General features: G+C 59.4%; 21 protein-coding genes and 1 tRNA gene. 11 read left to right on the forward strand and 11 right to left on the reverse strand.

The window, feature by feature from the left end:
- Positions 1-4 precede the first annotated feature (4 nt).
- Together DTA24_RS00575 and DTA24_RS00580 are read left to right on the forward strand one after the other, a co-directional pair.
- Positions 5-634, forward strand: coding sequence for a pyridoxamine 5'-phosphate oxidase family protein (locus DTA24_RS00575; protein WP_123836518.1), 630 nt, complete (start codon positions 5-7; stop codon positions 632-634).
- A complete protein-coding gene (locus tag DTA24_RS00580) occupies positions 634-1,104 on the forward strand; it encodes a DUF1348 family protein (RefSeq protein ID WP_016161992.1) in 471 nt (156 codons plus the stop codon). Before DTA24_RS00575 ends, DTA24_RS00580 begins: the two co-directional genes overlap by 1 nt.
- Before the next feature lie 19 nt (positions 1,105-1,123).
- Here DTA24_RS00580 and DTA24_RS00585 read toward each other — a convergent pair whose 3' ends face one another.
- Positions 1,124-1,660 carry a carboxymuconolactone decarboxylase family protein gene (locus tag DTA24_RS00585; protein WP_008806790.1) on the reverse strand — a complete coding sequence of 179 codons (537 nt, stop codon included), beginning with the start codon at positions 1,658-1,660 and terminating at the stop codon, positions 1,124-1,126.
- A 116-nt stretch (positions 1,661-1,776) separates the two neighbouring features.
- Between DTA24_RS00585 and DTA24_RS00590 the strand changes: the two genes are divergently transcribed.
- From DTA24_RS00590 to DTA24_RS00600, 3 genes are all read left to right on the forward strand, one after another.
- Complete coding sequence (locus DTA24_RS00590; protein WP_008806791.1) at positions 1,777-2,682, forward strand: AraC family transcriptional regulator; 906 nt, start codon at positions 1,777-1,779, stop codon at positions 2,680-2,682.
- Positions 2,683-2,809: 127 nt separating this feature from the next.
- Positions 2,810-3,619, forward strand: coding sequence for a lipoprotein NlpA (gene nlpA / locus DTA24_RS00595; RefSeq protein WP_016161991.1), 810 nt, complete (start codon positions 2,810-2,812; stop codon positions 3,617-3,619).
- A gap of 24 nt (positions 3,620-3,643) precedes the next feature.
- Positions 3,644-4,498 carry a DMT family transporter gene (locus DTA24_RS00600; RefSeq protein WP_002922972.1) on the forward strand — a complete coding sequence of 285 codons (855 nt, stop codon included), beginning with the start codon at positions 3,644-3,646 and terminating at the stop codon, positions 4,496-4,498.
- On the opposite strand, the gene DTA24_RS00605 is transcribed toward DTA24_RS00600, so the two are convergent.
- Entirely contained in the window at positions 4,488-5,048 is a 561-nt protein-coding gene (locus DTA24_RS00605) for an NUDIX domain-containing protein (protein ID WP_016161989.1), read from the reverse strand. The genes DTA24_RS00600 and DTA24_RS00605 overlap by 11 nt on opposite strands.
- A gap of 167 nt (positions 5,049-5,215) precedes the next feature.
- Between DTA24_RS00605 and DTA24_RS00610 the strand changes: the two genes are divergently transcribed.
- Both DTA24_RS00610 and DTA24_RS00615 read left to right on the forward strand, forming a co-directional pair.
- Positions 5,216-5,995 carry an MBL fold metallo-hydrolase gene (locus DTA24_RS00610; RefSeq protein ID WP_032731505.1) on the forward strand — a complete coding sequence of 260 codons (780 nt, stop codon included), beginning with the start codon at positions 5,216-5,218 and terminating at the stop codon, positions 5,993-5,995.
- Positions 5,996-6,016: 21 nt separating this feature from the next.
- Complete coding sequence (locus DTA24_RS00615) at positions 6,017-6,970, forward strand: GlxA family transcriptional regulator (protein WP_012540290.1); 954 nt, start codon at positions 6,017-6,019, stop codon at positions 6,968-6,970.
- Here the strand turns inward: DTA24_RS00615 and DTA24_RS00620 are convergent.
- Positions 6,967-8,016, reverse strand: coding sequence for an NAD(P)-dependent alcohol dehydrogenase (locus DTA24_RS00620; RefSeq protein WP_022065263.1), 1,050 nt, complete (start codon positions 8,014-8,016; stop codon positions 6,967-6,969). The genes DTA24_RS00615 and DTA24_RS00620 overlap by 4 nt on opposite strands.
- A 370-nt stretch (positions 8,017-8,386) precedes the next feature.
- On the opposite strand from DTA24_RS00620, the gene DTA24_RS00625 reads away from it, so the two are divergent.
- Positions 8,387-9,085 (forward strand): winged helix-turn-helix transcriptional regulator, encoded by a 699-nt coding sequence (locus DTA24_RS00625; protein WP_032731502.1) that lies wholly within the window; start codon positions 8,387-8,389, stop codon positions 9,083-9,085.
- A 51-nt stretch (positions 9,086-9,136) separates the two neighbouring features.
- On the opposite strand, the gene DTA24_RS00630 is transcribed toward DTA24_RS00625, so the two are convergent.
- From DTA24_RS00630 to DTA24_RS00650, 4 genes are all read right to left on the reverse strand, one after another.
- Positions 9,137-9,427, reverse strand: coding sequence for a putative quinol monooxygenase (locus tag DTA24_RS00630; protein WP_008806799.1), 291 nt, complete (start codon positions 9,425-9,427; stop codon positions 9,137-9,139).
- A gap of 1 nt (position 9,428) precedes the next feature.
- Positions 9,429-10,436, reverse strand: coding sequence for a zinc-binding alcohol dehydrogenase family protein (locus tag DTA24_RS00635; protein WP_008806800.1), 1,008 nt, complete (start codon positions 10,434-10,436; stop codon positions 9,429-9,431).
- A gap of 112 nt (positions 10,437-10,548) precedes the next feature.
- Entirely contained in the window at positions 10,549-11,016 is a 468-nt protein-coding gene (locus DTA24_RS00640; RefSeq protein WP_012967039.1) for a DUF3237 domain-containing protein, read from the reverse strand.
- A gap of 167 nt (positions 11,017-11,183) precedes the next feature.
- Positions 11,184-11,278, reverse strand: a tRNA-Sec gene (locus DTA24_RS00650).
- A gap of 292 nt (positions 11,279-11,570) precedes the next feature.
- On the opposite strand from DTA24_RS00650, the gene DTA24_RS00655 reads away from it, so the two are divergent.
- The 3 genes from DTA24_RS00655 to DTA24_RS00665 all read left to right on the forward strand — a co-directional run bounded on the left by DTA24_RS00655 (position 11,571) and on the right by DTA24_RS00665 (position 16,174).
- Positions 11,571-12,965, forward strand: a complete 1,395-nt coding sequence (locus DTA24_RS00655; protein WP_123836519.1) for a glycoside-pentoside-hexuronide family transporter — start codon at positions 11,571-11,573, stop codon at positions 12,963-12,965.
- A 12-nt stretch (positions 12,966-12,977) separates the two neighbouring features.
- Complete coding sequence (gene yicI, locus DTA24_RS00660; protein ID WP_123836520.1) at positions 12,978-15,296, forward strand: alpha-xylosidase; 2,319 nt, start codon at positions 12,978-12,980, stop codon at positions 15,294-15,296.
- A 155-nt stretch (positions 15,297-15,451) separates the two neighbouring features.
- Positions 15,452-16,174, forward strand: coding sequence for a MurR/RpiR family transcriptional regulator (locus tag DTA24_RS00665; protein WP_123836521.1), 723 nt, complete (start codon positions 15,452-15,454; stop codon positions 16,172-16,174).
- A 194-nt stretch (positions 16,175-16,368) separates the two neighbouring features.
- Here the strand turns inward: DTA24_RS00665 and DTA24_RS00670 are convergent, their stop codons facing one another.
- From DTA24_RS00670 to DTA24_RS00685, 4 genes are all read right to left on the reverse strand, one after another.
- Positions 16,369-17,748, reverse strand: a complete 1,380-nt coding sequence (locus DTA24_RS00670; protein WP_008806805.1) for a glycoside hydrolase — start codon at positions 17,746-17,748, stop codon at positions 16,369-16,371.
- A gap of 12 nt (positions 17,749-17,760) precedes the next feature.
- Positions 17,761-19,320 carry a PTS transporter subunit EIIC gene (locus tag DTA24_RS00675; protein ID WP_032740346.1) on the reverse strand — a complete coding sequence of 520 codons (1,560 nt, stop codon included), beginning with the start codon at positions 19,318-19,320 and terminating at the stop codon, positions 17,761-17,763.
- Positions 19,321-19,570: 250 nt separating this feature from the next.
- Positions 19,571-21,268, reverse strand: coding sequence for an AsmA family protein (locus DTA24_RS00680; protein WP_032740345.1), 1,698 nt, complete (start codon positions 21,266-21,268; stop codon positions 19,571-19,573).
- Between the two features lie 140 nt (positions 21,269-21,408).
- On the reverse strand, positions 21,409-22,800 hold the full coding sequence (locus DTA24_RS00685; RefSeq protein WP_008806808.1) for a nucleobase:cation symporter-2 family protein: 1,392 nt from the start codon (positions 22,798-22,800) through the stop codon (positions 21,409-21,411).
- Between the last annotated feature and the right edge of the window lie 44 nt (positions 22,801-22,844).

Raw genomic sequence — 22,844 nt, forward strand, 5'->3', positions numbered from 1 at the left:
CGCTATGGCAGCAACCTTTCTCGATATCGCCATCACCCCGGACGTGATGGATGTGCAGCATGAAATGGGCAGCGACTCGCTGTGGCAAACGCCGCACAGTCGCCGCCAGGCCGACCGCTTCGGCGACAGCGAAGTGGGGATGATCGCCACCCGCGACAGCTTTTATCTGGCGACGGTGTCGCAGAGCGGCTGGCCCTACATGCAGCATCGCGGCGGCCCGCCGGGGTTTCTGCATCTGCTGGATGACACCACCCTGGCGATGGCCGATTTCGGCGGTAACCGCCAGTACATCACTACCGGCAATCTGCGTGGCAGCGACCGGGCCTGCCTGTTTTTGATGGATTATCCGCGCCGTGCCAGGCTGAAAATCTACGCCACCGTCGAAGTCGTGGCGGCAGAGGACCATCCGCAGCTGCTGGCGCAGGTGGCGCCGGTAAACTATCGCGCTCGCATCGAACGTCTGTTTCTTTTTCATTTGCAGGCGTTTGACTGGAACTGCCCGCAGCACATTACGCCGCGCTACAGCGCGCAGCAGGTGGCGGAGTACAGCCAGAACCTGCAGCAACGTATTCATGACCTGGAGCAGGAGAATCAGCGCCTGCAGCAGCAATTAGCCTCAAAAGGAGACTCCTGATGAATGAGCAACGTCCCCCGTTACCGCCGTTTACCCGCGACAGCGCTATCCAGAAGGTCCGCGCCGCGGAAGATGGCTGGAACAGTCGCGATGCCGAAAAAGTCGCTCTGGCCTACACCGTCGATAGCGAATGGCGCAACCGCAGCGAATTTGTCCACGGCAGGGGGCAAATTGTTGAGTTCCTGCAGCGAAAATGGCGCAAGGAGCAGCAATACCGGCTGATTAAGGAGCTGTGGGCATGGCAGGAGAATCGCATTGCCGTGCGCTTCGCCTATGAGTGGTGCGACGACAGCGGCAACTGGTTTCGCTCGTATGGCAATGAGAACTGGGAGTTTGATAAGCACGGGCTGATGCAGACGCGCTACGCCTGCATCAACGATCTGCCGATCGCCGAAAGCGAGCGCCTGTTCCACTGGCCCCAGGGGCGCCGCCCGGACGATCATCCGGGGCTAAGCGAATTGGGACTGTAAACAGGCGCGCGACGACGGGTTAATCGGCTTTCGGGAAGTCGACCACCGTGTCGTTAACCCGGTTCACCATGTTGGTGAACAGGATGGCGCTGACGGCGCTGATAATCTCAATCACCTGCTGGTCGCTAAAACCGGCGTTGCGCAGCGCGGCGACGTCGGCTTCCGGCAGCGTACCGGTGGTGGTCACCAGGGTCTGCGCGAATTTCACCAGCGCATCAAGCTGCGCCTCTTCCGCATACTCCCCGCGGCGCAGGGCGTGGATTTGTTCGCTGCTGAAGCCGGCTTTTTTCGCCATCAGGGTATGCGCGGCCAGACAGTAGTCACAGCCGGTGGCTTCGCTGACCGACAGGTTAATCGCTTCCAGCTGTTGGGCGCTGAGGCTGCCTTTATGGAGCATCGCATTGTGCGCCAGCGCCTGCTGCAGCGCCGCCGGCGAGTGGCCGCCGATGGTGAGATAGGCGTTCGGCACTTTGCCCATCGCTTTTTTGATCCCGGCGAAAATATCGGCGGCTTTGCCGGTGGCGTCTTGTTCACGGATATCTGCTAAACGGCTCATGGTTAACTCCTGTTGTTATCGAGGGTGTGTTGGCAATGGGGTCATCTTAGGCGCTTGCCGCATGCTAGACTGGCGGTCTTCGTCTCACCTTTTTGTCTTATCGTCTCAGGAGAAGCATGGACAGTCTCAGTCATCTGCTGGCGCTGCTGGCGCCGCGCTGCGAAGTGAACCTGCACTGTCGCTTCGGCGGCCGCTGGCAGGCCGGGCACCAGCAAATGCGCAGCGGCGTGGTGCCCTGGCACGTGGTGCTGCGCGGTGAGGGGCGGCTCAACGTCGGCGGCCAGACTCATCACCTGCGCGCGGGAGATGTGGTCCTCCTGCCGCACGGTTCGCCGCATCTGATGGAGAGCCTGGTGGAGTGGGGCCAGGTGCTGCCGGTAGCGCACCGGTTTAACGGCACGGTGACGGAAATGCGCGCCGGCCCGGCGGAAGGGGCGCTGGAGATGCTGTGCGGCGAATTCTATTTTGGTCCGCACGTCAGCTGGCTGTTCAGTGAAGCATCGACGCTGATCCATCTCCATACCGATGCGCGTGAAGACTGCCCGGAGCTGGACGCGCTGCTTAATATACTGGTGCGCGAGAGCCTGGCGCAGCGTCCCGGCGGCAGCGCTATCGTGCGCAGCCTCGGCGATACGCTGCTGGTGCTCCTGCTGCGCATGCTGCTTGGTGAGCAACAGCCGCCCGGTGGACTGCTGCGTCTGATGAGCGATGAACGCCTGATGCCGGCGGTGCTGGCGGTGATGGCGACCCCGGAGCAGCCGTGGACGCTGGAAACCATGGCCGCCCGTGCCTTTCTTTCGCGGGCCACCTTTGCCCGTCATTTTGCCCGCGTTTATCACCTGACGCCGCAGGCGTGGCTGTCGCAGCTGCGAATGGCGCTGGCCGCCCGGCTGCTGCGCCTGGAGCGTCAGACCAACCTCGAGGTCATTGCCGAACGCTGCGGCTTTCAGTCGCTGGCGTCCTTCTCGAAGCGCTTCAAAATGCGCTATGGCGTGACGCCGGGCGAGTGGCGACGGGGCTAGCGCCTCGCGTTTCGCGAAGATGATTTTATTTCCAGTTGCGTGGTTTGCTGTTTATTACCCGACCCGAAAGTCGCTATAGTTTTGCACGAAAAAAACAATGACAGTCAGGACAGACAGGGTGAAGAGGATGAGATTACGTTTACGGGCCGCCGCCGCAGTGATGCTGGCGGGTCTGGCGCTGGTCGGCTGCGACCAAAAGGGTAATGAAGCGAAGCACATTAAGGTCGGTGTGATTAACGGCGCCGAGCAGGATGTGGCGGAAGTGGCGAAGAAGGTGGCCAAAGAGAAGTACGGTCTGGACGTCGAACTGGTGGGATTCAGCGGCTCGCTGCTGCCTAACGAATCGACCAATGCCGGCGATCTGGACGCCAACGTCTTCCAGCATCGGCCTTTCCTTGAGCAGGACAACAAAGCGCATAACTATCATCTGGTGGCGGTCGGCAATACCTTCGTCTTCCCGATGGCCGGCTATTCGCGCAAGATCAAGTCAGTCGCCGAACTGAAAGACGACGCGACGATCGCCATTCCCAACGACCCGACCAATCTCGGGCGGGCGCTGCTGCTGCTGCAAAAAGAGAAGTTGATTACCCTCAAAGCCGGGACCGGCCTGCTGCCGACGGCGGTGGATATCACCGACAACCCGCATAACCTGAAGATCATGGAGCTGGAAGGGGCGCAACTGCCGCGCGTACTCGACGATCCCAAAGTCGATGTGGCCATCATCAGCACCACCTACCTGCAGCAAACCGGGCTGTCGCCGGTTCGTGACGGCATCTTTATCGAAGATAAAAACTCGCCCTACGTGAACATCATCGTGACCCGGGAAGACAATAAAGACGCGGAAAACGTGAAGGAGTTTATGCAGTCGTACCAGTCGCCGGAGGTGGCGAAGGCGGCAGAGACTATCTTCAACGGCGGCGCGGTGCCGGGCTGGTAAGCCTACACACAGGGAGAGGCGCGTATGGTACGCCAACGGCAGGCTGACCTGCTGCTGATTGCCGCGACGGTGATTGCCGCCTGCGGCTGGATTTTTTCCCGCGAGGCGATCGCCGGCATGCCGGTATTCGCGTTCCTTGGGCTGCGCTTTTTCTTCGCCGCGCTGCTTCTGCTGCCGTTCTGCCGCGGTTTTCGCCCGCAAAAGCAGCACTGGCCAAAACTCATCATCAGCGGACTCTGGTTTGCGCTCAACCTCTGCCTGTGGATCTATTCGGTCTCCACGACGGCGTCGCTCGGCGAAGGGGCGTTTATCATGAGCCTGTCGATGATGTTCGTCCCGCTGACCGCGTGGGTGATGATGAAGGTGCGCCCGCCTCGCGCCTGGTGGGAGTGCCTGCCGATCGCGGTGGTAGGCCTGGGGCTGCTCAGTCTGCATATGCCGATAGCCTTCCACCCCAGCCAGGGCTGGTTTTTGCTGACGGCGCTGGTGCAGTCGATCTGGTTCTGTTACACCAGCCGCTGCGCGCGTGAAGTACCGCTGATCCCCCTGACCACCGTGCAGCTGGCGATCACCGGTATCGTCGGGTTGACCATCTCCGCTGCCGTTGAACGCTGGGACCAGCCGATGACCCTGCCGACTCTCGGCTGGCTGGTGGCCAGCATTGTCATCGCCACCAGCCTGCGCTTCGGTCTGCAGATGAAGGGGCAAAAGTACGCGGCGGTGGCCAGCGCCGCGATCATCATGGTGCTCGAACCGCTGCTGACGGTCATTGCCGCCGCGCTGTGGTACGGCGAACAGCTGCCGCTACAGAAGATTATCGGCGGCGTGCTGATCCTGGTGGCCCAGCTGTGGTTCCGCTGGCGGATGCTTAAGCCGTAAGCGGGCCGCTTCGCCGCTGCGCCATCAGCTGCAGCAGCGGCACCAGCGACAGCCCGTCCGGCATCTCGCCGCGGGCGATCAGCTGGTTTATCTCGTCGAAGGTAAACCAGCCGGTCTCCATCACCTCATCCTGATCTGCATCCATCCCCACCCAGCGTAAACCGGTGGCCAGCCAGGTGATAAACAGCTGATCGCTGCTGCCGTAGGAGGGGTTGAAGCGAATGATCTCCTCGACGCGTTGCGCCTGCCAGCCGGTCTCTTCCCGCAGCTCGCGCAGCGCGGCGACCGCCGGATCTTCCCCTTCATCGACGCCGCCAGAGGGAATGGCCCACACCACCTGATCGATCAGATAGCGGTAGTGGCGAATCAGCAGTACTTTCTCATCCTGGATAGCCACAATCCCCACCGCCGGGCGCGGGTAATGAATGGAATAAAAGTCGCGGCGCTCGCCGGAGGCGACATCAATCCCCACCTTACGCATGCTGAACCACGGCGTCTCGGCGATGACCTGCGGGTCGTGCATATCGGCGGCGGTCAGTTTCTTTTTCATCGTGCCACTCCTGTCAAAAATTGAGCCTTAAGAACAACATAGCCGGAGGCGGATGGCAACTGCCGCAGGTTGGCCCGATTTCATCGATCATTGTCCAAATGCCCCTGTTGAGCCAGGCTAGTACTCAGTACGATGTTCGTCAGATGACCCCACTGAGGAACACCAACATGAACATCACCCACATCCGTAATGCGACCCAGAGGATTGACTACGCCGGGAAAAGATTTCTCATCGACCCGATGCTGGCTGACAAGGGCGCCTGGCCAGGTTTTCCTGGCACTGCGCGCAGCGAGCTGCGCAATCCGCTGGTTGAGCTGCCGTTTTCCCGCGATAAAATTATCGACGTTGATGCGGTGATCGTCACCCATACCCATGACGATCACTGGGACGCGGCGGCGATCGCCGCGATCCCGAAAACCCTGCCGGTGTTCGTCCAGCATGAGGCCGACGCCGCGCTGCTGCGCAGCCAGGGATTTCAGGATCTGCGCCTGCTGTCGGCAGACAGCGAATTTGCCGGCGTGCGCCTGCAGAAAACCACCTCCGGCCAACACGGCAGCGACCGGACCTACGCGGTGCCGGCGATGGCTGAGCGCCTGGGAGAAGCCTGCGGCGTGGTGTTTCGCCATCCACAGGAGAAGACGCTGTGGCTGATGGGGGATACCATCTGGCGTGATGAAATTGAAGCTGATCTGCTGAAGCTGCGCCCGGACGTGGTGGTGTTGAACGCCGGCTACGCCCACGTCATCGGCTTTGGCCCGATAATCATGGGCAAGGAAGATCTTCTTAACGTGCACTTCGCCCTGCCGGAAGCGAAAATCATGGCTATCCACCTCGAGGCGGTCAACCATTGTCTGGTGAGCCGGGAAGAGATGCGCCAGTATGCGCTGGATAATCAGATTGCCGATGTGGTGAGTATCCCGCAGGATGGGGAAACCGTGGTTTATTAACATGCGCAAGGGGAAAGGACGATGAAACTCACCGACGTGGCGATTGTCGCTGTAGAGGGCTTTAGCCCGTTTCACTACGCCGTCCCCTGCATGCTGTTTGGCGATTCGGTCTCTGAAATCAAACGCTTTCATCTGCACATTTGCGCCGAGCGGCCGGGGCTGCTGCGCGCCCGCGATGGTTTTGCGCTGTACGCCACCGGCGATTTCGCCGCGCTGGAACAGGCGGATATCGTGGTGGTGCCTTACTGGGGCGAGGTCGATCGGCGTCCGCCGCAGGCACTGCTTGATAGCCTGGTGCGGGCGCGGGATAACGGCGCGGAAATCGTCGGCCTGTGTCTCGGCGCGTTTGTCCTCGGCTACGCCGGGCTGCTGGACGGCAGGCGAGCGGCGACCCACTGGGAGTTCGAGCAGGATTTCCAGCGCCTGTTTCCGCAGGTGCAGCTGGATATCAATGCCCTGTATGTCGATGACCAGCGGGTGATCACCTCGGCGGGCACCGCGGCGGCGCTGGACTGTTGCCTGTACCTCATCCGCCAGCGTTTCGGCAGCCTCGCGGCCAACCAGATCGCCCGGCGGATGATTGTTTCGCCGCACCGCGAAGGCGGCCAGGCGCAGTTTATCGCCCAGCCGGTGCCGAAAAACACCCGCGATGCGCGAATCAACTGCCTGCTGGATTATCTGCAGCAGCATATTGCCGAGCCGCACAGTCTCGATTCGCTGGCCCGGGTGGTGGCGATGAGCCGCCGTACCCTGACCCGCCACTTCGCCAGGGCGACCGGGATGAGCATTACCGACTGGCTGACCGCCGAACGTCTGCGCCGCAGCCAGAGTCTGCTTGAGGCGGGCGATCTGCCGGTCGAACAGGTGGCGGAGGCGGTGGGCTATCTTTCAGCGGTCACCTGGCGCCAGCAGTTTAAGGCGCGCTTTGGCGTCAGCCCGACGGAGTGGCGGCGCACCTTTCGTCGCGGCGCTTAGCCGGCGAGGGTCGCACTGTCGATCACGAAGCGGTATTTCACGTCACCCTTGACCATTCTTTCCCAGGCTTCGTTGATCTCATCGCCGCGGATCAGCTCGATATCGGCGACGATGCCGTGTTCGGCGCAGAAGTCGAGCATCTCCTGAGTTTCCGGAATACCGCCGATCATCGAGCCGGCAATCGACCGGCGGCGGAAGATCAGATTGAACACTTCCGGCGACGGATGCGGCGTGGCCGGAGCGCCTACGAGGGTCATGGTGCCATCGCGTTTCAGCAGCGTGGTGAAGGCATCGAGATTATGCGGCGCCGCCACGGTATTAAGGATGAAGTCGAAGCTTTTGACGTGGGCCGCCATTTCGTCGTCGTTGCGCGACACCACTACGTCATCGGCGCCCAGCGCTCTGGCTGCATTACGCTTGGATTCGGAGGTGGTAAAGGCCACCACGTGGGCCCCCATGGCGTGGGCCAACTTGATCCCCATATGCCCGAGGCCGCCGATGCCGACCACGCCGACTTTTTTACCCGGCCCAACGTGCCAGTGGCGCAGCGGCGAGTATGTCGTGATCCCGGCGCACAGCAGCGGCGCGACGGCGGCCAGCTGCGCTTCGGGATGGGTTATCCGCAGCACGTAGTGTTCTTTGACCACGATCTGCTGGGAATAGCCGCCCAGAGTGTGGCCCGGCGCGTCCTGGGTCGGGCCGTTATAGGTCAGCACCATGTGGTCGCAGTAGTTTTCCAGCCCCTCAGCGCACTCTTCGCACTGTTGGCAGCTATCGACCATGCAGCCGACGCCCACCAGATCGCCGACGGCGTAGCGCGAGACGGCGTTGCCGACCGCGGTCACCCGACCCACAATTTCATGCCCCGGCACGCAGGGATAGAGCGTTCCCGCCCATTCCGAACGCGCCTGGTGGAGATCGGAGTGGCAGACGCCGCAGTAAGCGATGGCGATCTGTACATCCTGTGGCCCCGGCTCGCGGCGGGTGATGGCCATTGATTCCAGCGGCTGGCTGGCGGAGTAGGTACCAATAGCATTGATCAGCATAGCGAAACCTCTTCTTGATGAATGGACTCAATAGAACGGGAGGGGAATGCGGGTGGTCAGTGGCATCGATAAGCGTAGCCTGGACTGGCCGAGATGCGAGGGGGAAAGCGGTTGAGAAACCCTCAGGCGCGGCGTTAGCCAGCGCAGTAAATAATAAGGTGGCCTTATCTTTATCGCCGCTAAGCCTTATAGGTATTTACGGCAAATAGTATTATTTATTCCTGTAGAATAGAGATAAATAGTTATTGCAGATAATGATGCTTACACTCTTTTTATCCCCGTAACGTCTTGTCTTTTATTCGTTATTTCACCTGTTGATACTATGATTCTCAACGAATCACTTTTTCAACCTGACCGATGGCATAAAACCATGTCGATACCTGCAGCCAGCCTCTCTACCGACCAGGCGTTACCGTCTTTTTATTACGGAAGACAGACAAAGCCGTTATTCGCGGTGGAATCCCTGTTATCTGCGTTCCTGCCCGCCAGCTCACCCTTTGCGCTGCCGCGATCGACCTATTATCGTTTTCCGCCGATCCAGGCTGAATCCGGATTAATTCTGCTCGAAGAGGGGATTGCCTCGCTATGCCATGCGGAAAACAACATGGTGATATCAACGATATTTTCCCCTTCGCTATTGGGATTAATCGATGGTTACGGCGTCTTTAACGGTATTCCGGAAAAACACCACTGCTCTCTGTTTGCTGAGACAGATTTGCGCGGACACTGGATAGCGCATCAGGCCGCGGTCGAGATCCTCAATGCGCAAAACTTGTGGCAGGAGATGGCCCATGTTCTGGCGCAGCGGCTGATGGTGTTGAGCATGCGTTCGCAGGAGATGATGGGGGTGGATTCTTACCTGATGGTGCGAACCCTGCTAACAGAGCTGGCGGACTATCCGGAGGCATATCGTCGCCAAATCAACGTCCTGAGCTTTATTCAGCGCCGTACCAACTTGTCGCGTAGCCGCATTATGTCGATTCTGTCGGAGCTGCGTAAAGGTGATTATATTACGATCCATCGCGGTGTGCTGAGGACCATTGCTCACCCGCTTCCCGCCCACTTTTAAGCCCGTGCGGCGGAGGGGCGTGATTTTCCCACCCCTCGTGAATCGAACCTGCTAAGGCTCAATCGCCGTCAGGTAGTCCAGCCGCAGCGGCTCAGCCAGCAGGGACTCCATTTGCGTCATAAACGCCTGAAAATAGGGCATCGCGACATGCGCATCGAGGGCGTCCTGTCCCTGCCACGCCTCGCGCATGTAGAAGGTGTCCGGCGCGTCGCGCAGCTGAAACAGAGCGTAGTCGAGATTGCCCGGCTCCTGTCTTGTCGGCAGGAGCAGCGCCTGCAGGGCCTGGCGCAGGGCGTCCGTCTGGCCCGGTTTCGCCTTGAGCACGGCGATAAGCGATATCATCTTAAAACCCCTCGAGCACAATCTTGCCGACGGCACGCCCGGTTTCCAGCTGGCGATGCGCTTTCTGCAGATTAGCGGCGGTGATGGCGCCGTAGTGTTCGCCGAGGGTGGTTTTGATCGTGTGGCTGTCGATCAGCGCCGCCACGCGGGTGAGCAACTGATGCTGGGCGATCATATCATCCGTCTCAAACATTGAACGGGTGAACATAAATTCCCAGTGCAGGGACAGGCTTTTCGCTTTCAGCGGCACCACGTCGAGGGTCTCCGGGTCATCAATCAGCGCCAGCTTGCCCTGCGGGGCGAGGGCGTCGATCAGCGCGTTGAAGTGCTGCTCGGTGTTGGTCAGGCTGGCGACATGGGTCACCGCGCTGATGCCAATGCGCGCCAGCTCGTTGGCGAGCGGCTTGCTGTGATCGATCACATGGTGCGCGCCCGCCTCGCGGACCCACTGCTGGCTCTCCGGACGCGAGGCGGTGCCGATCACCGTCATGGCGGTCAGTTTGCTGGCCAACTGGGTCAGGATTGACCCCACGCCGCCCGCCGCGCCGACGATCAGCAGCGTGTCGCCCGCATTGCCGCCTTCCTTAACGCCGAGACGGTGAAACAGCAGCTCCCAGGCGGTGATCGCCGTCAACGGCAGCGCGGCGGCAGCGGCGTTATCGAGGGTGCGCGGTTTGTGCGCCACCAGGCGCTCGTCCACCAGCTGATATTCACTGTTGCTGCCGGCCCGGCCCAGCGCGCCGGCGTACCAGACCTCATCACCCGGGGCGAACAACGTCACCTCCTCACCGACGGACTGCACCACGCCAACGGCGTCCCAGCCCAGCACCCGCGGTGTGTCGCCCTGGAAGCCGGCGCGCACTTTGGTGTCTACCGGATTGACCGAGATGGCTTTCACGGCGACCAGCAGGTCACGCCCGTGGGCGGTGGGGACCGGCAGGTCGATCTCAGTTAAAGAAGGGATGTTGTTGCCGTCAGCGGCGGCTTGAGTAATGGCGATAGCTTTCATAACTGCTCCGGTCTGTGATTCGTGTGAATGAAAAGATGACGCGATAGTAGACCGCTGCCGGGAGGGGAAAAACGGGCTAACGGCAATAACAGTTATATGCAGAAAGTGAAAATCAGCCCACCTGATAGAAATCGAGCATTACCCCATCCTGGGTCCGGCCACCGGCGCAGATAAACAGCGAGGTGGTTAGCCAGCTGAGCGCGGGGGTATCCACCTCGAAGGAGGGAACGGTGCGAAAATAGATGGCTTCTGGCGGAATATCGCTAAAAAAGCGCATATCGTCGGCGAATAGCTGGTCATGATACTGGGCCGGCACCCGGCGGATGCCATTGTTTTCCACATAGACCGTGCCTTCCGCCACCTGCAGGGCATAGCGGGCGGACAGCCTGCAGGTGCCGTCGGGTTCGATTATCTGGCTGTCGACGCCGCCGGGCAGCACGTGGCCGCGAAGCTGACCGCAGACGCTGCCGCCGATAATCGGGATCAGCTGGCGCTTACCGGTCTGCGGGCTGCGGGAGACAATTATCGGTTTATCAACCTGGATGGTAATGGAAAAACAGTGTCTGAGTTCGGGGGTCATTATGGCTCTCCTGTTTCGGTTGGCAACGGCACGCGGCCACCGCGCCAGTGTAACGGGTTTGCGAGAGACAAAATAACGCAGGGTTTGGATGAAAATGATTGGCTGGGATGATGAGTTTGGGGGTGCTCAGGTTGGTATGGCGTGGCTTTGGGGGAGCAGAGGCAAACTGGCGGAAGATCACAGGAGTTGAACCTGCCCGGGACCGCTGGCGGCCCCAACTGGATTTGAAGTCCAGCCACCTCACCGGAGATGACGATCTTCCGCGCCTCGATTGCTACATGGAGGCGGGGCGCATTATAGCTACTTTCAGCCGTTTACCACATACCTAAACGCACTTTTTTACTGTTAAAACTGGACTTTACAGAACAGTCCTGGACAAATCCTCACAAAATCCGTGAGTTACACTTTTTCACTCCCTGATTCCCTACCACGATCACAGAAAACAAGAAACGTAATCTGATAACGAGATATCGCAATTCATCTTACTGCGGCAAAGGTTTACAAAAATCGTAACCGGTACCAATCCGCGGTGCCGCTAAGGGAATAGTGCGCATATGAAAGATCACATTTTGTCCGTCAAAGAGAAAATTGGTTACGGCATGGGTGATGCCGCCAGCCACATTATTTTTGATAACGTCATGTTGTACATGATGTTTTTCTACACCGATATTTTCGGTATCCCCGCCGGCTTTGTCGGCACCATGTTCCTGCTGGCGCGCGCGCTGGACGCGATTTCCGACCCGTGCATGGGCCTGCTTGCCGACCGCACCCGTAGCCGCTGGGGTAAGTTCCGCCCGTGGATCCTCTTCGGCGCTATCCCGTTCGGCCTCGTCTGCGTGCTGGCCTACAGCTCGCCGGATTTAAGCCACAACGGCAAGCTGATCTACGCCGCCGTGACCTACACGCTGCTGACCCTGCTCTACACCGTGGTGAATATCCCCTACTGCGCGCTGGGCGGCGTGATCACCGACAACCCCACACAGCGCATCTCGCTGCAGTCCTGGCGCTTCGTGCTGGCGACGGCGGGGGGCATGCTCTCCACCGTGCTGATGATGCCGCTGGTCAACTTTATCGGCGGCGAAGACAAAGCGCTCGGCTTCCAGGGCGGCATCGCGGTGCTGTCGGTGATTGCCTTCCTGATGCTGGCCTTCTGTTTTTTCACCACCAAAGAGCGTGTCGAAGCGCCGCCGAGCAGCACCTCGATGCGTGAAGACCTGCACGATATCTGGTGCAATGACCAGTGGCGGGTGGTTGGCGTGCTCACCATCCTCAATATCCTCGCGGTCTGCGTTCGCGGCGGCGCGATGATGTACTACACCACCTGGATCATGGGCTCGGCGGCGCTGTTCACCGTCTTCCTCACCACCTACTGCGTCGGCAACCTGATTGGCTCGGCGCTGGCGAAACCGCTGACCGACTGGAAATGCAAAGTCAGCGTCTTCTGGTGGACCAACGCCCTCCTGGCGGTGCTCAGCGTGGCGATGTTCTTCGTACCGATGGACGCCGAAATCACCATGTTCGTCTTTATCTTCATCATTGGCGTACTGCACCAGCTGGTGACGCCAATCCAGTGGGTGATGATGTCCGACACCGTCGACTACGGCGAATGGTGTAACGGCAAACGCCTGACCGGCATCAGCTTCGCCGGCACCCTGTTTGTGCTCAAGCTGGGGCTGGCGCTGGGCGGCGCGCTGATCGGCTGGATGCTGGCCGGCGGTGGCTATGACGCCGCCGCCAAAACCCAGAACAGCGCCACCCTCACCATCATTATCGCCTTGTTCACCCTCGTTCCGGCGGTGTGCTACCTGCTGAGCGCGGTGATCGCCAAACGCTACTACACGCTGAAAACGCCGTTCCTGAAAAAAATGATGGCCGAGCTGGCCGAGGGCGCGCGTCGCAACGAACAAGATTTCACCGCAGCCCCGATCGATAAAGAATGGCAAAACTAAGAGGACGTTTTAATGAAAATCAGTGATGGAAACTGGCTCATTCAACCAGGGCTCAACCTGATCCAACCCGTACAGGTTTACGAGGTGGAACAGCAGGGGAATGAAATGGTGGTCTATGCCGCGCCGCGCGATGTTCGCGAACGTGCCTGGCAGCTGGATACGCCATTGTTCACCCTGCGCTTTTTCTCGCCTCAGGAAGGGATAATCGGCGTGCGCATGGCGCACTTCCAGGGCGCGCTGGATAACGGCCCGCACTATCCGCTGAACGTGCAGAAAGACGTCCATGTCGAAATAGAAAATACGGCCGAGTTCGCCGAGCTGACAAGCGGCAACCTCAGCGTGCGCGTCACTAAAGGTGAATTCTGGGCGCTGGATTTTCTGCGCGACGGCGTGCGCATCACCGGTAGCCAGTTGAAAAACAACGGCTACGTGCAGGATAGTAAGACCCAGCGCAACTACATGTTTGAGCGCCTCGACCTCGGCGTCGGCGAAACCGTCTACGGCCTCGGCGAGCGCTTTACCGCGCTGGTGCGCAACGGCCAGACGGTAGAAACCTGGAACGAAGACGGCGGTACCAGCACCGAGCAATCCTACAAAAATATCCCCTTCTATCTGACCAACCGCGGCTACGGCGTGCTGGTCAATCATCCTCAGCGCGTCTCCTTCGAGGTGGGCTCGGAGAAGGTCTCTAAAGTCCAGTTCAGCGTTGAAGGCGAATACCTTGAGTACTTCGTGATCGACGGCCCGACGCCGAAAGCGGTGCTTAACCGCTATACGCAGTTCACCGGCCGCCCGGCGCTGCCGCCGGCATGGTCGTTCGGTCTGTGGCTGACGACCTCGTTCACCACCAACTATGACGAAGCGACGGTAAATAGCTTTATCGACGGCATGGCTGAGCGCCATCTGCCGCTGCACGTCTTCCACTTCGACTGCTTCTGGATGAAGGCCTTCCAGTGGTGCGATTTTGAATGGGATCCGCTAACTTTCCCGGACCCGGAAGGGATGATCAAACGCCTGAAGGCGAAAGGGCTGAAGGTCTGCGTGTGGATCAACCCGTACATCGGCCAGCGCTCGCCGGTGTTCAAGGAGCTGAAAGAGAAGGGCTACCTGCTGAAGCGCCCGGACGGTTCGCTGTGGCAGTGGGATAAGTGGCAGCCGGGGCTGGCGATTTATGACTTCACCAACCCGGAAGCCTGCCAGTGGTATGCTGACAAACTAAAAGGCCTGGTGGCGATGGGGGTCGATTGCTTCAAGACCGACTTCGGCGAGCGTATCCCGACCGACGTCCAGTGGTTTGACGGTTCCGATCCGCAGAAAATGCACAACCACTACGCCTTCATCTATAACGAGCTAGTGTGGAAGGTGCTGAAAGAGACCGTCGGCGAGCAGGAGGCGGTGCTGTTCGCCCGTTCCGCCTCGGTGGGCGCGCAGCAGTTCCCGGTGCACTGGGGCGGCGACTGCTACGCCAACTACGAATCGATGGCGGAAAGCCTGCGCGGCGGGCTGTCGATCGGCATGTCCGGCTTCGGTTTCTGGAGTCACGATATCGGCGGTTTCGAAAACACCGCGCCGGCCCACGTCTACAAGCGCTGGTGCGCCTTCGGCCTGCTCTCCAGCCACAGCCGGCTGCACGGCAGCAAATCCTATCGGGTGCCATGGGCTTACGACGAAGAGTCCTGCGACGTGGTGCGCCACTTCACGCAGCTGAAATGCCGCATGATGCCGTATCTCTATCGCCAGGCGGCGCTGGCCAACGAGTTCGGCACGCCGATGTTGCGTGCGATGATGCTCGAGTTTCAGGACGATCCGGCCTGCGACTATCTTGACCGCCAGTATATGCTCGGTGATTCGGTCCTGGTGGCGCCGGTGTTCTCCGAAGCGGGCGAGGTGCAATTTTATCTGCCGGAAGGGCACTGGACGCATCTGTGGCATAACGATGAATTACCGGGTAGCCGCTGGCATAAGCAGCATCACGATGCGCTGAGCCTGCCGGTCTACGTTCGCGACAACAGCCTGCTGGCGCTGGGCAACAATGACCAGAAGCCGGATTACGCCTGGCATGAGGGCACCGCCTTCCAGCTGTTCCACCTTGAGGATGGACGCGAGGCACGCTGTGACGTTCCGGCGGCAGACGGCTCGACGATCTTCACCCTGAAGGCCAGGCGCCAGGGTAACGCCATCGCCGTGAGCGGCGAAGGCGAGGCCCGCGGCTGGACGTTATGTCTGCGCAATATCCCGCAGGTCGCGGGCGTGCAGGGCGGTACGCAGACCGGCAGCGAATGGGGGGTGGTAGTGAGCGCCGAGGGCAATACGCTGACGATTACGTTGTAAATAGGTTAACAGCAGCAGCCCTCTTCGCCAGGCGGAGAGGGTTTTTTTATTCCATTTTTGTACAAAAAGTAACGTTCATTTCATTGTGGTGACTCAGGCCGCAGACGCGGTTGTCGAACGGTGTTAGCGTATTCTGCCGCTGAGAGGAGCCCGCCATGGACGTAGAAAATATCTTTCGTGACGTGAAGCTAAGCAAAACGGAAATGACCGTGCTGCGCTTTATTCAGAACGACCCGGAGCAGTGTATCCGCCAGGGAGTTCGCGCTGTGGCCGAACAGTGCTACAGCAACCCCTCTTCCCTGGTCCGGCTGGCAAAGAAACTGAAGTTCAGCGGCTGGCTGGAGCTGGTCTATTTCATCAAGTTCAATATCACCATGCCGAAGCTCGATGTCACCAACGATATCGACTACATGAGCGTTCAGCCGGAAGAAGCGCTGACGCCGCTGCTGGCAAGCCTTAAACAGCAGCGCATCCTGATCCACGGCAGCGGCTTTTCGCAGCTAATCGCCCAGTATATTTACAACAAGTTCCTCGTCACCGGCGTGAATGCCAGCCTGGCGCTGTGGCCGGATTATGAAATCCTCGAACAGAAAAACGCCGCCCGCTTCGACTCCATCTGGATCATTTCTAAATCCGGGCGCAGCAGCTCGGCGCTCAACTGGGTGAAGGCCCTGGAGGGGAAGGAGATTAATCTGGTCTGCTTTACCGGCGACTACCAAAGCCCGCTGGCGCAGGCTGCAGATACGGCGTTTATTATTCACGACCCGCAGAAGTTCGACGATGATATTTACTGGAGCAACCCGTTTTTCGGCTACTGCATCTTAGGCTTTGAGCGACTGTTGAAGATGTGGTTTACCAGCCTACGCAGCAATAGTTAGCCCCCGCTAAGCGCGACGCGAGCGGGGGGAACTCCCGGATGGCGGCTGGCGCCTTATCCGGGCTACCGGGTGATGCGGCAATTTTGCCGGGAGGCGGCTTACGCCTGACCCGGCCTACATAAAACACAAACCGCTCCGTTCGTAGCCCCGCTAAGCGCAGCGCGAGCGGGGGGGAATCCCATCGGCAATGCGGGTTACTGCCAGGCGGCGAATTGCTCATCGTCGAGATAGGCTTCGACCAGGGTTTTCGCCAGCGAATAGGAACCGATCAGCGGGTGCGCCATCAGCGCCCGCACCGCCAGCGATTTATCCTGCTGCAGGATTGCCGCCACCGCCAGCCGCTCATACTCCTTCACGCAGGAAATCATATTCTTCTGCGCCGTCGGCACCTTCACCGGCGTCACCGGCTTGAGGCCATCCCGGCTCAGGTCGCAGCTGATCTCGATCACGTCGTCAGGGCGCAAAAAGTCGAGCGTGTCGTGATTCTGGATCGATACCACGATACGCTTGGTGGTGGTGCTGTTCACCGCTTCCAGGATATCCAGCGCCACCCCGGCATAGCCGCCGGTGTCCGGCTCTTCGATAAACTGGCGCAGCGTCAGCGGTTCGCGGGTGTGGAATTTTTCCTGCTGCGACTCATTCTGCATATAGCTGTTTTCCCGGCGCAGGTAATGCTGCATCCAGATGGTGAAAGCGGCTTCCGGTTGCGTTCTGGCATCCACAGTGCGCAGCGCTTCGCGCATCTCCTGATTGATACGGGCGATCTGCTCTCCGCGCGTCTCGCCGGCTTCCTGAATCGCCTTCAGCGCCACCTCTCGATAGTAGTAATAATAGAGATATTCATTGAGGAGCTGATTATCGCAAAGCCGCACCAGCTCCGGGGAGAAGTACTGCATCGCCGTCTTCTGGTACAGTTCCGGGCTGGCGATCAGCCGTTCGGTTACCTCTTCCCCGCGTACGGTGAAGTGGGTAAACCATGAGAAATGGTTCAGCCCATAGCATTCCACGCTGAGGTCGCGTTCTTCACAACCAAGGATCGCCGGCAGTTCACGAATCAGCTCGGAGGGAGCATCGCAGATCCCATAGACCCGGCGCTTAAAACCGGACTTGACGATCGCTTCCGTCACCAGGCCTGACGGGTTGGTAAAGTTAAACAGAATAGCGTCTTCGGCGGCATGTTCTTCGATCAGCCGGCAATAGCGAAGGATCGCCGGGATCGAACGCATGGCCATCGCGAAACCGCCGGCGCCGGTGGTCTCCTGGCCGAGGGTGTTATGCTGTAGCGCAATGCGTTCGTCGCGAATGCGGCTTTCGTCACCGCCAACCCGTAGGGTGGTAATGATATAGTTGGCATCCTGCAGCGCCGCGACCGGGTCGGTAGTGGTACTAAACTGAATATCCGGGCGAATAGTATTAAATACATAGCGGGCAATTTCGCCAAATATCGCCAGATTATCAGCAGAGTTATCGAGAAAAACCACTTCTGTTAAACCAATGCGGTGAGCGTTATAGGCCAGAGATTTCGCTAAAAATGCAGAGCGAACGCCGCCCCCGCCTAATACGGTTAATTTCATACAAACTCCTCATTAATTTTCTGCTAACCAGTTATCAACCCGGGAACGTACCTGTCCCACTTTGACGCCATAAATAACCTGAACTTCATTTCGATTTCGTACGACGCCGTTGGCGCCAGTATTTTTTAATTGCGTGTCATCAACCCGCGCCATATCGCGCACGGCCACGCGCAGGCGAGTAAAACAATTATCGACGGAGAGAATATTCTCCTTGCCCCCGAGGCCGCGGATGATGTCATCGGTGACCGACTGCGGTTGCGCGACTTTCTGGCGGTACTCTGCTTTGCTGTAAAGCTTCACGTTCTCGTCATCTTCCCGGCCCGGCGTTTTCAGGTTCAGCTTCACCACCAGGGTGCGGAAAATCACGTAGTAGACGGCGAACTGGCCGATACCAATAAGGACATAGCCCGGCCAGCGCGTTAAGGAGACCGGCAGCGGCAGGTTATAGATCAGAAACTCGATCAGGCCCGATGCTCCCCAGGGAAGTACGGTGAAGATGTCGCAAATGGCCTGCGAGGCGGCGGTTAACGTCGCGTGGATCACCCACAGCAGCGGCGAGACAAACAAGAAGGTGAACTCAATCGGTTCGGTGATACCGGTCAGCATCGAGGTGATAATCGCCGGCAGCAGGATCGCCTTCGCCATCACTTTCTTCTCCGGTTTCGCGGTGTGGTAGAACGCCAGCGAGGCGCCCGCCAGGCCAAAGATAGTGGTCATCCCTTGCTGCGAAAAACGTAATGCGTCGTTCATGACCGGCGTCAGGTCGGGATGGCGCATATAGGCGAGGAAAATGGCCTGGGTCCCGGAGACCACCTGACCGTCCACGTTCAGGGTGCCGCCAATCTGGGTGAGCTGGAAGGGGGACCAGACGAAATGGTGCAGGCCGGTGGGGATAAGGAATTTTTCAAAGAAACCATAGACGAAGACCCCGGCGACCCCGGCATTTTTCATAAAACCGGTGAGCGCGGAGATGCCGTGGGTCATAAAGGGCCAAATCCAGGTAAAGGCGATGGCGTAGAAGATAACCACCGGCGTCATCGCCACCAGCGTCAGCTTGGCGCCGCCGTACATCGACAGCGCGCCAGGCAGCTCAATGGCAGAGACTTTATTGTGCACCCACGCAATCGTGCAGCCGAGAATAATGCCCAGGAAAACGCCCATATCCACCACCACAAAGCCCAGCAGCTGGGTTTGCCCGGTGCCATAATATTCACCGTTAATTTTTTCGGCGAGTCCGTGGGTGTGTTCCAGCCAGGAGTGGTTGGCGCCAAGGAACATAATGAAGCACATCACTGCAACCAGCGCGACTTCGGTTTTTTTATCCTTTGCCAGGCCATAGCTAATGCCGACGCAAAATAATAAGCCGAGGTTGCCAAATAAAGGCCAAAAAGTGTCGCCGAGCATTTGCCCAAGCTGATGTAAGAAACTGGTTTCAGCAATTAATGTCGGATTAGTTAATACTGAACTGAGGGCCAGAATTAAGCCAATGACCGGCAAGAACAATACGGCGCCGATCATGGCCCGGGAGAATTTTTGCATATTCTCCAGAATACGCTGACGTATTTCAGGCATGATTGATCCTTTTATATTTTTGTAGGTACAGGGAGCGGTTTTTTATCGACTTCCAGTAATTTGGTTATAGCAATTCTGATATTTGAAAGGAACCTGTTGCGCTAAATAGGTACAGATAGCCGCGTATTGCACACAGGTTTCAGGACTCGCACCCCAACCCCCTCCCTGAAAGGGAGAGGGAGTGGCCAGAGCGGAGTTTGTCGGAAAGCATGCCCTCTCACCGTGGGGAGAGGGCCAGATGAGGGGGATTTTACTGCGGCGCGGCGGGGGCGGGGCTGACCTCGCCGTTGCGCATGATTTGCGCCACCTGCTGTTTCTCCATATTCACGGCGCTGAGCTGCCCGTTGACCGTCGGCTTGAGCGGGGCATCGGCCTGCACGCTGCCGCTGGCGGTCAGCTGGAGATTGCCATCCCCGCTTATCGGTAGCGACGGCCAGCCCCAGGCCTGCAGAATATTCAGCGGCACGCCGCGGCCGGTAAAGCTCAGATTGACCTGACGCTGCGGCAGCTGGGATACCGCGGCGGTGGCCTGCAGAATGCCGCGCTCGGTGAAGGCGCTAAGCTCAGTGATATTGACCGTCGACGCCGTCGCGCTCAGCTTGAGTGACGGGCGGCGCACGTCGATCCGGTTAAAAGTCGCCGCCGCGGCGTTCAGCGTCGCGCTGCCGTTCCATACTCCCCAGTTGCCGTTTTTCACCAGCTGTAGCTCGCCGCCATAGCCATCGAGGGCGGTAATTTGCCACGGGAAGGCAGGATCCACATCGATGATCAGGTTACGGCTGGCGCTGAATTTTTTCAGCGTCAGGCTTTGCAGCCAGGCTGGCATCGGCGCCATCCACATCTGTTTCCAGTTCGCCGGCAGCGTGTACTCCAGTCCGGCGAAGGCGGTGTCGTCGAGCACCAGCGCGTTACCAGCGCGCAGCCAGTTGCCGGAGGTGCGCACCATGCCGCCCTCCCAGCGCGAGGAGAACTGGCGCAGCGCAATACCTTGGGGAGAGAATTCAGCATTCAAAATCGGATCGAAGAAGTGCAGCGAGCCGTAGATAAATTCGCTGGCGTTCATCGACAGCGTGCCGTCCTGGCTCTGCCAGCCGCCGTGGCTGAGCGTCAGGTTGCGCAGGCTCAGGTCGAGGTCGGTTACCGCCCAGTCCGGCCCCTGCAGGCGGGCGTCGGTGATATCCAGGCGGCCAATCTGCAGAGAGGGGACCGTGGTTAACGGCGCGAAAAAGTCGGCCAGCGAGGCGGGGCTCTGCAGTCGAATCTCATTGAGCTGGAGGTTATCCACCAGCCAGCTGCCGTCGGCGCTGCGTTTCGCATTGCCGGTTAAGGTGCCGCGGGCGACATCGGCGCCGAGGGTGGAGAGGGTCACTTCGCCCTGATCAATCCTGCCCTGAATCAGAACGTTGCTGGCTTGGACGCCATTGAGCGTCATCGAGCCCGCACTCATCTGGATCTGCGCCGTTTTCCCCAGCACATTGCCCGCTTCCGGCGTCCATGGGCTGACGCCGCCGGTGACGCGCTGCGCGCTGAGCGCCCAGCCGGTTTCCGGGCTGTTGAAAGCCATATTGCGCAACATCAGCCGGTCGGCAGCGAACGGCAGGTCGGCAGAGTGGGGTGACAGATTCAGAGTGCCGTCGTTAAGGACTATCTCATCCGCATGCAGCGGATCGCTAAACTGGCGGGTGCTGAAGCCAATATCGACCGTTTTTGCCACCAGGGTGGCCGGCTTGCCTTCCCGGCCAAAGGTGACGTTTTGCAACTGCACATGAAGAGGGGAGGAGAAATCGTGTTCCATCGCATCGAAGGAGACCTGCCAGCCGGTGCCATTGCTGAGCCAGGCGCTGGCCTGGCGGGCGCCCCAGTGGGTTTGCAGCAGGGACCACGCGCCAACAATGACGAGCAGCAGAGCGACTAGCAGCCAGAGAATCAGCTTTCCAAGAAATTTCATGGTCTTCCATTCTGTGAGATGCACATCACCGTGTTATGCCCGATTTAGGCGCACTTCTCAAGGCGGGCGTGGTTTATTTCCGTGATGAGGCAGGTCGTGGAGAGCGTCCCGGCCAATGGCGCGACCGGGAGCGCGTCAGATCAGGCTTTTTCTGGCGGGAAAATTAAATTCAGAACAATCGCTGTGATACCGCCGGCGGCAATCCCCGAAGAGAGCAGGTTTTTCAGCCAGTCTGGGGCGAACTGCAGGATCAACGGCTGCTGCGACACGCCGAGGCCCACCGCCAGCGACAGGGCGATAATCAGGATCGCCCGACGGTTCAGCGGCTCACGGGAGACGATGCGCACGCCGGACGCGGCAATGGTGCCGAACATCACCAGCGTGGCGCCGCCGAGCACCGGCTCAGGGATGTGCTGCACGAAGCCGCTCACCGCCGGGAACAGACCGAGGACGATCAGCATCAGGGCGACCACGAATCCGACGTAGCGGCTGGCGACGCCGGTCAGCTGGATCACGCCGTTGTTCTGGCCGAAGCAGGAGTTCGGGAAAGTGTTGAAGACCGCGGAAACAAAGGAGTTCAGGCCGTTAGCCAGCACACCGCCTTTCAGGCGTTTCATATACAGCGGGCCGGAAACCGGCTGTTCGGAGACGTCTGAGGTGGCGGTGATATCGCCGATGGTTTCCAGGGAGGTGATCATAAACACCAGCATCAGCGGCAGCAGCAGGCTCCAGTCGATACCGAGACCATAGTAGAGCGGCGTCGGCACGGTGATGAGGCTGCTGTTGGTCGGGGCGGTATTGGCTGGCAGCATATCGAGGAACCATGCCGCCAGATAGCCCGCCGCCATGGCAATCACCAGCGAAGCAATGCGCAAATAGGGATTACGCTGGCGGTTGAGAATAATGATCAGCGCCAGCACGATGCCCGCCAACAGCAGGTTCTTCGGCGCGCCGAAAGTGTGGTCGGCCATCGCCGCGTAGCCGCCGCCGATGGAAGTCAGTCCGACCTGAATCAGCGACAGGCCGATAATCATCACCACCACGCCGGAGACCAGCGGGGTAATGATGCGGCGCGCCAGGTGCAGGACGCGGGAGAGGACCATTTCCGTGCAGCTGGCCAGCATCAGGGTGCCGAACAGGGCGGCCATCATGGTGGGGACGTCGGCGCCGCCGGTTTTCAATGCGGTACCGCCCATGATCAGCGGGGCGACAAAGTTAAAGCTGGTGCCCTGGATGGAGAGCAATCCGGAGCCGACCGGGCCCCAGGCTTTGATCTGAATAATAGAGGCGACACCGGAAGCGAACAGCGACATGCTGATGATATGTTGGGTATCTTGCGCCGGGAGACCGAGAGCCTGGCAGATTAACAGCGCTGGAGTGATCACCGCGACAAACATCGCCAGCAGGTGCTGGAAGGCGGCGAACAGGGTTTGCGGTAGCGGTGGGCGATCTTCGAGGCGGTAGATTAATTCGCTAGCTGATTTATGCGCAACCGGTTGCGCATTTTCTGACTCTGCGGTGTTAACGGACATCACAAGCAATCCCAAGGTGGCAAAGCGGGAATTTTATCGGACTG

The organism is Klebsiella sp. P1CD1 (genome assembly GCF_003790505.1).
Taxonomy (GTDB): Bacteria; Pseudomonadota; Gammaproteobacteria; order Enterobacterales; family Enterobacteriaceae; genus Klebsiella; species Klebsiella variicola.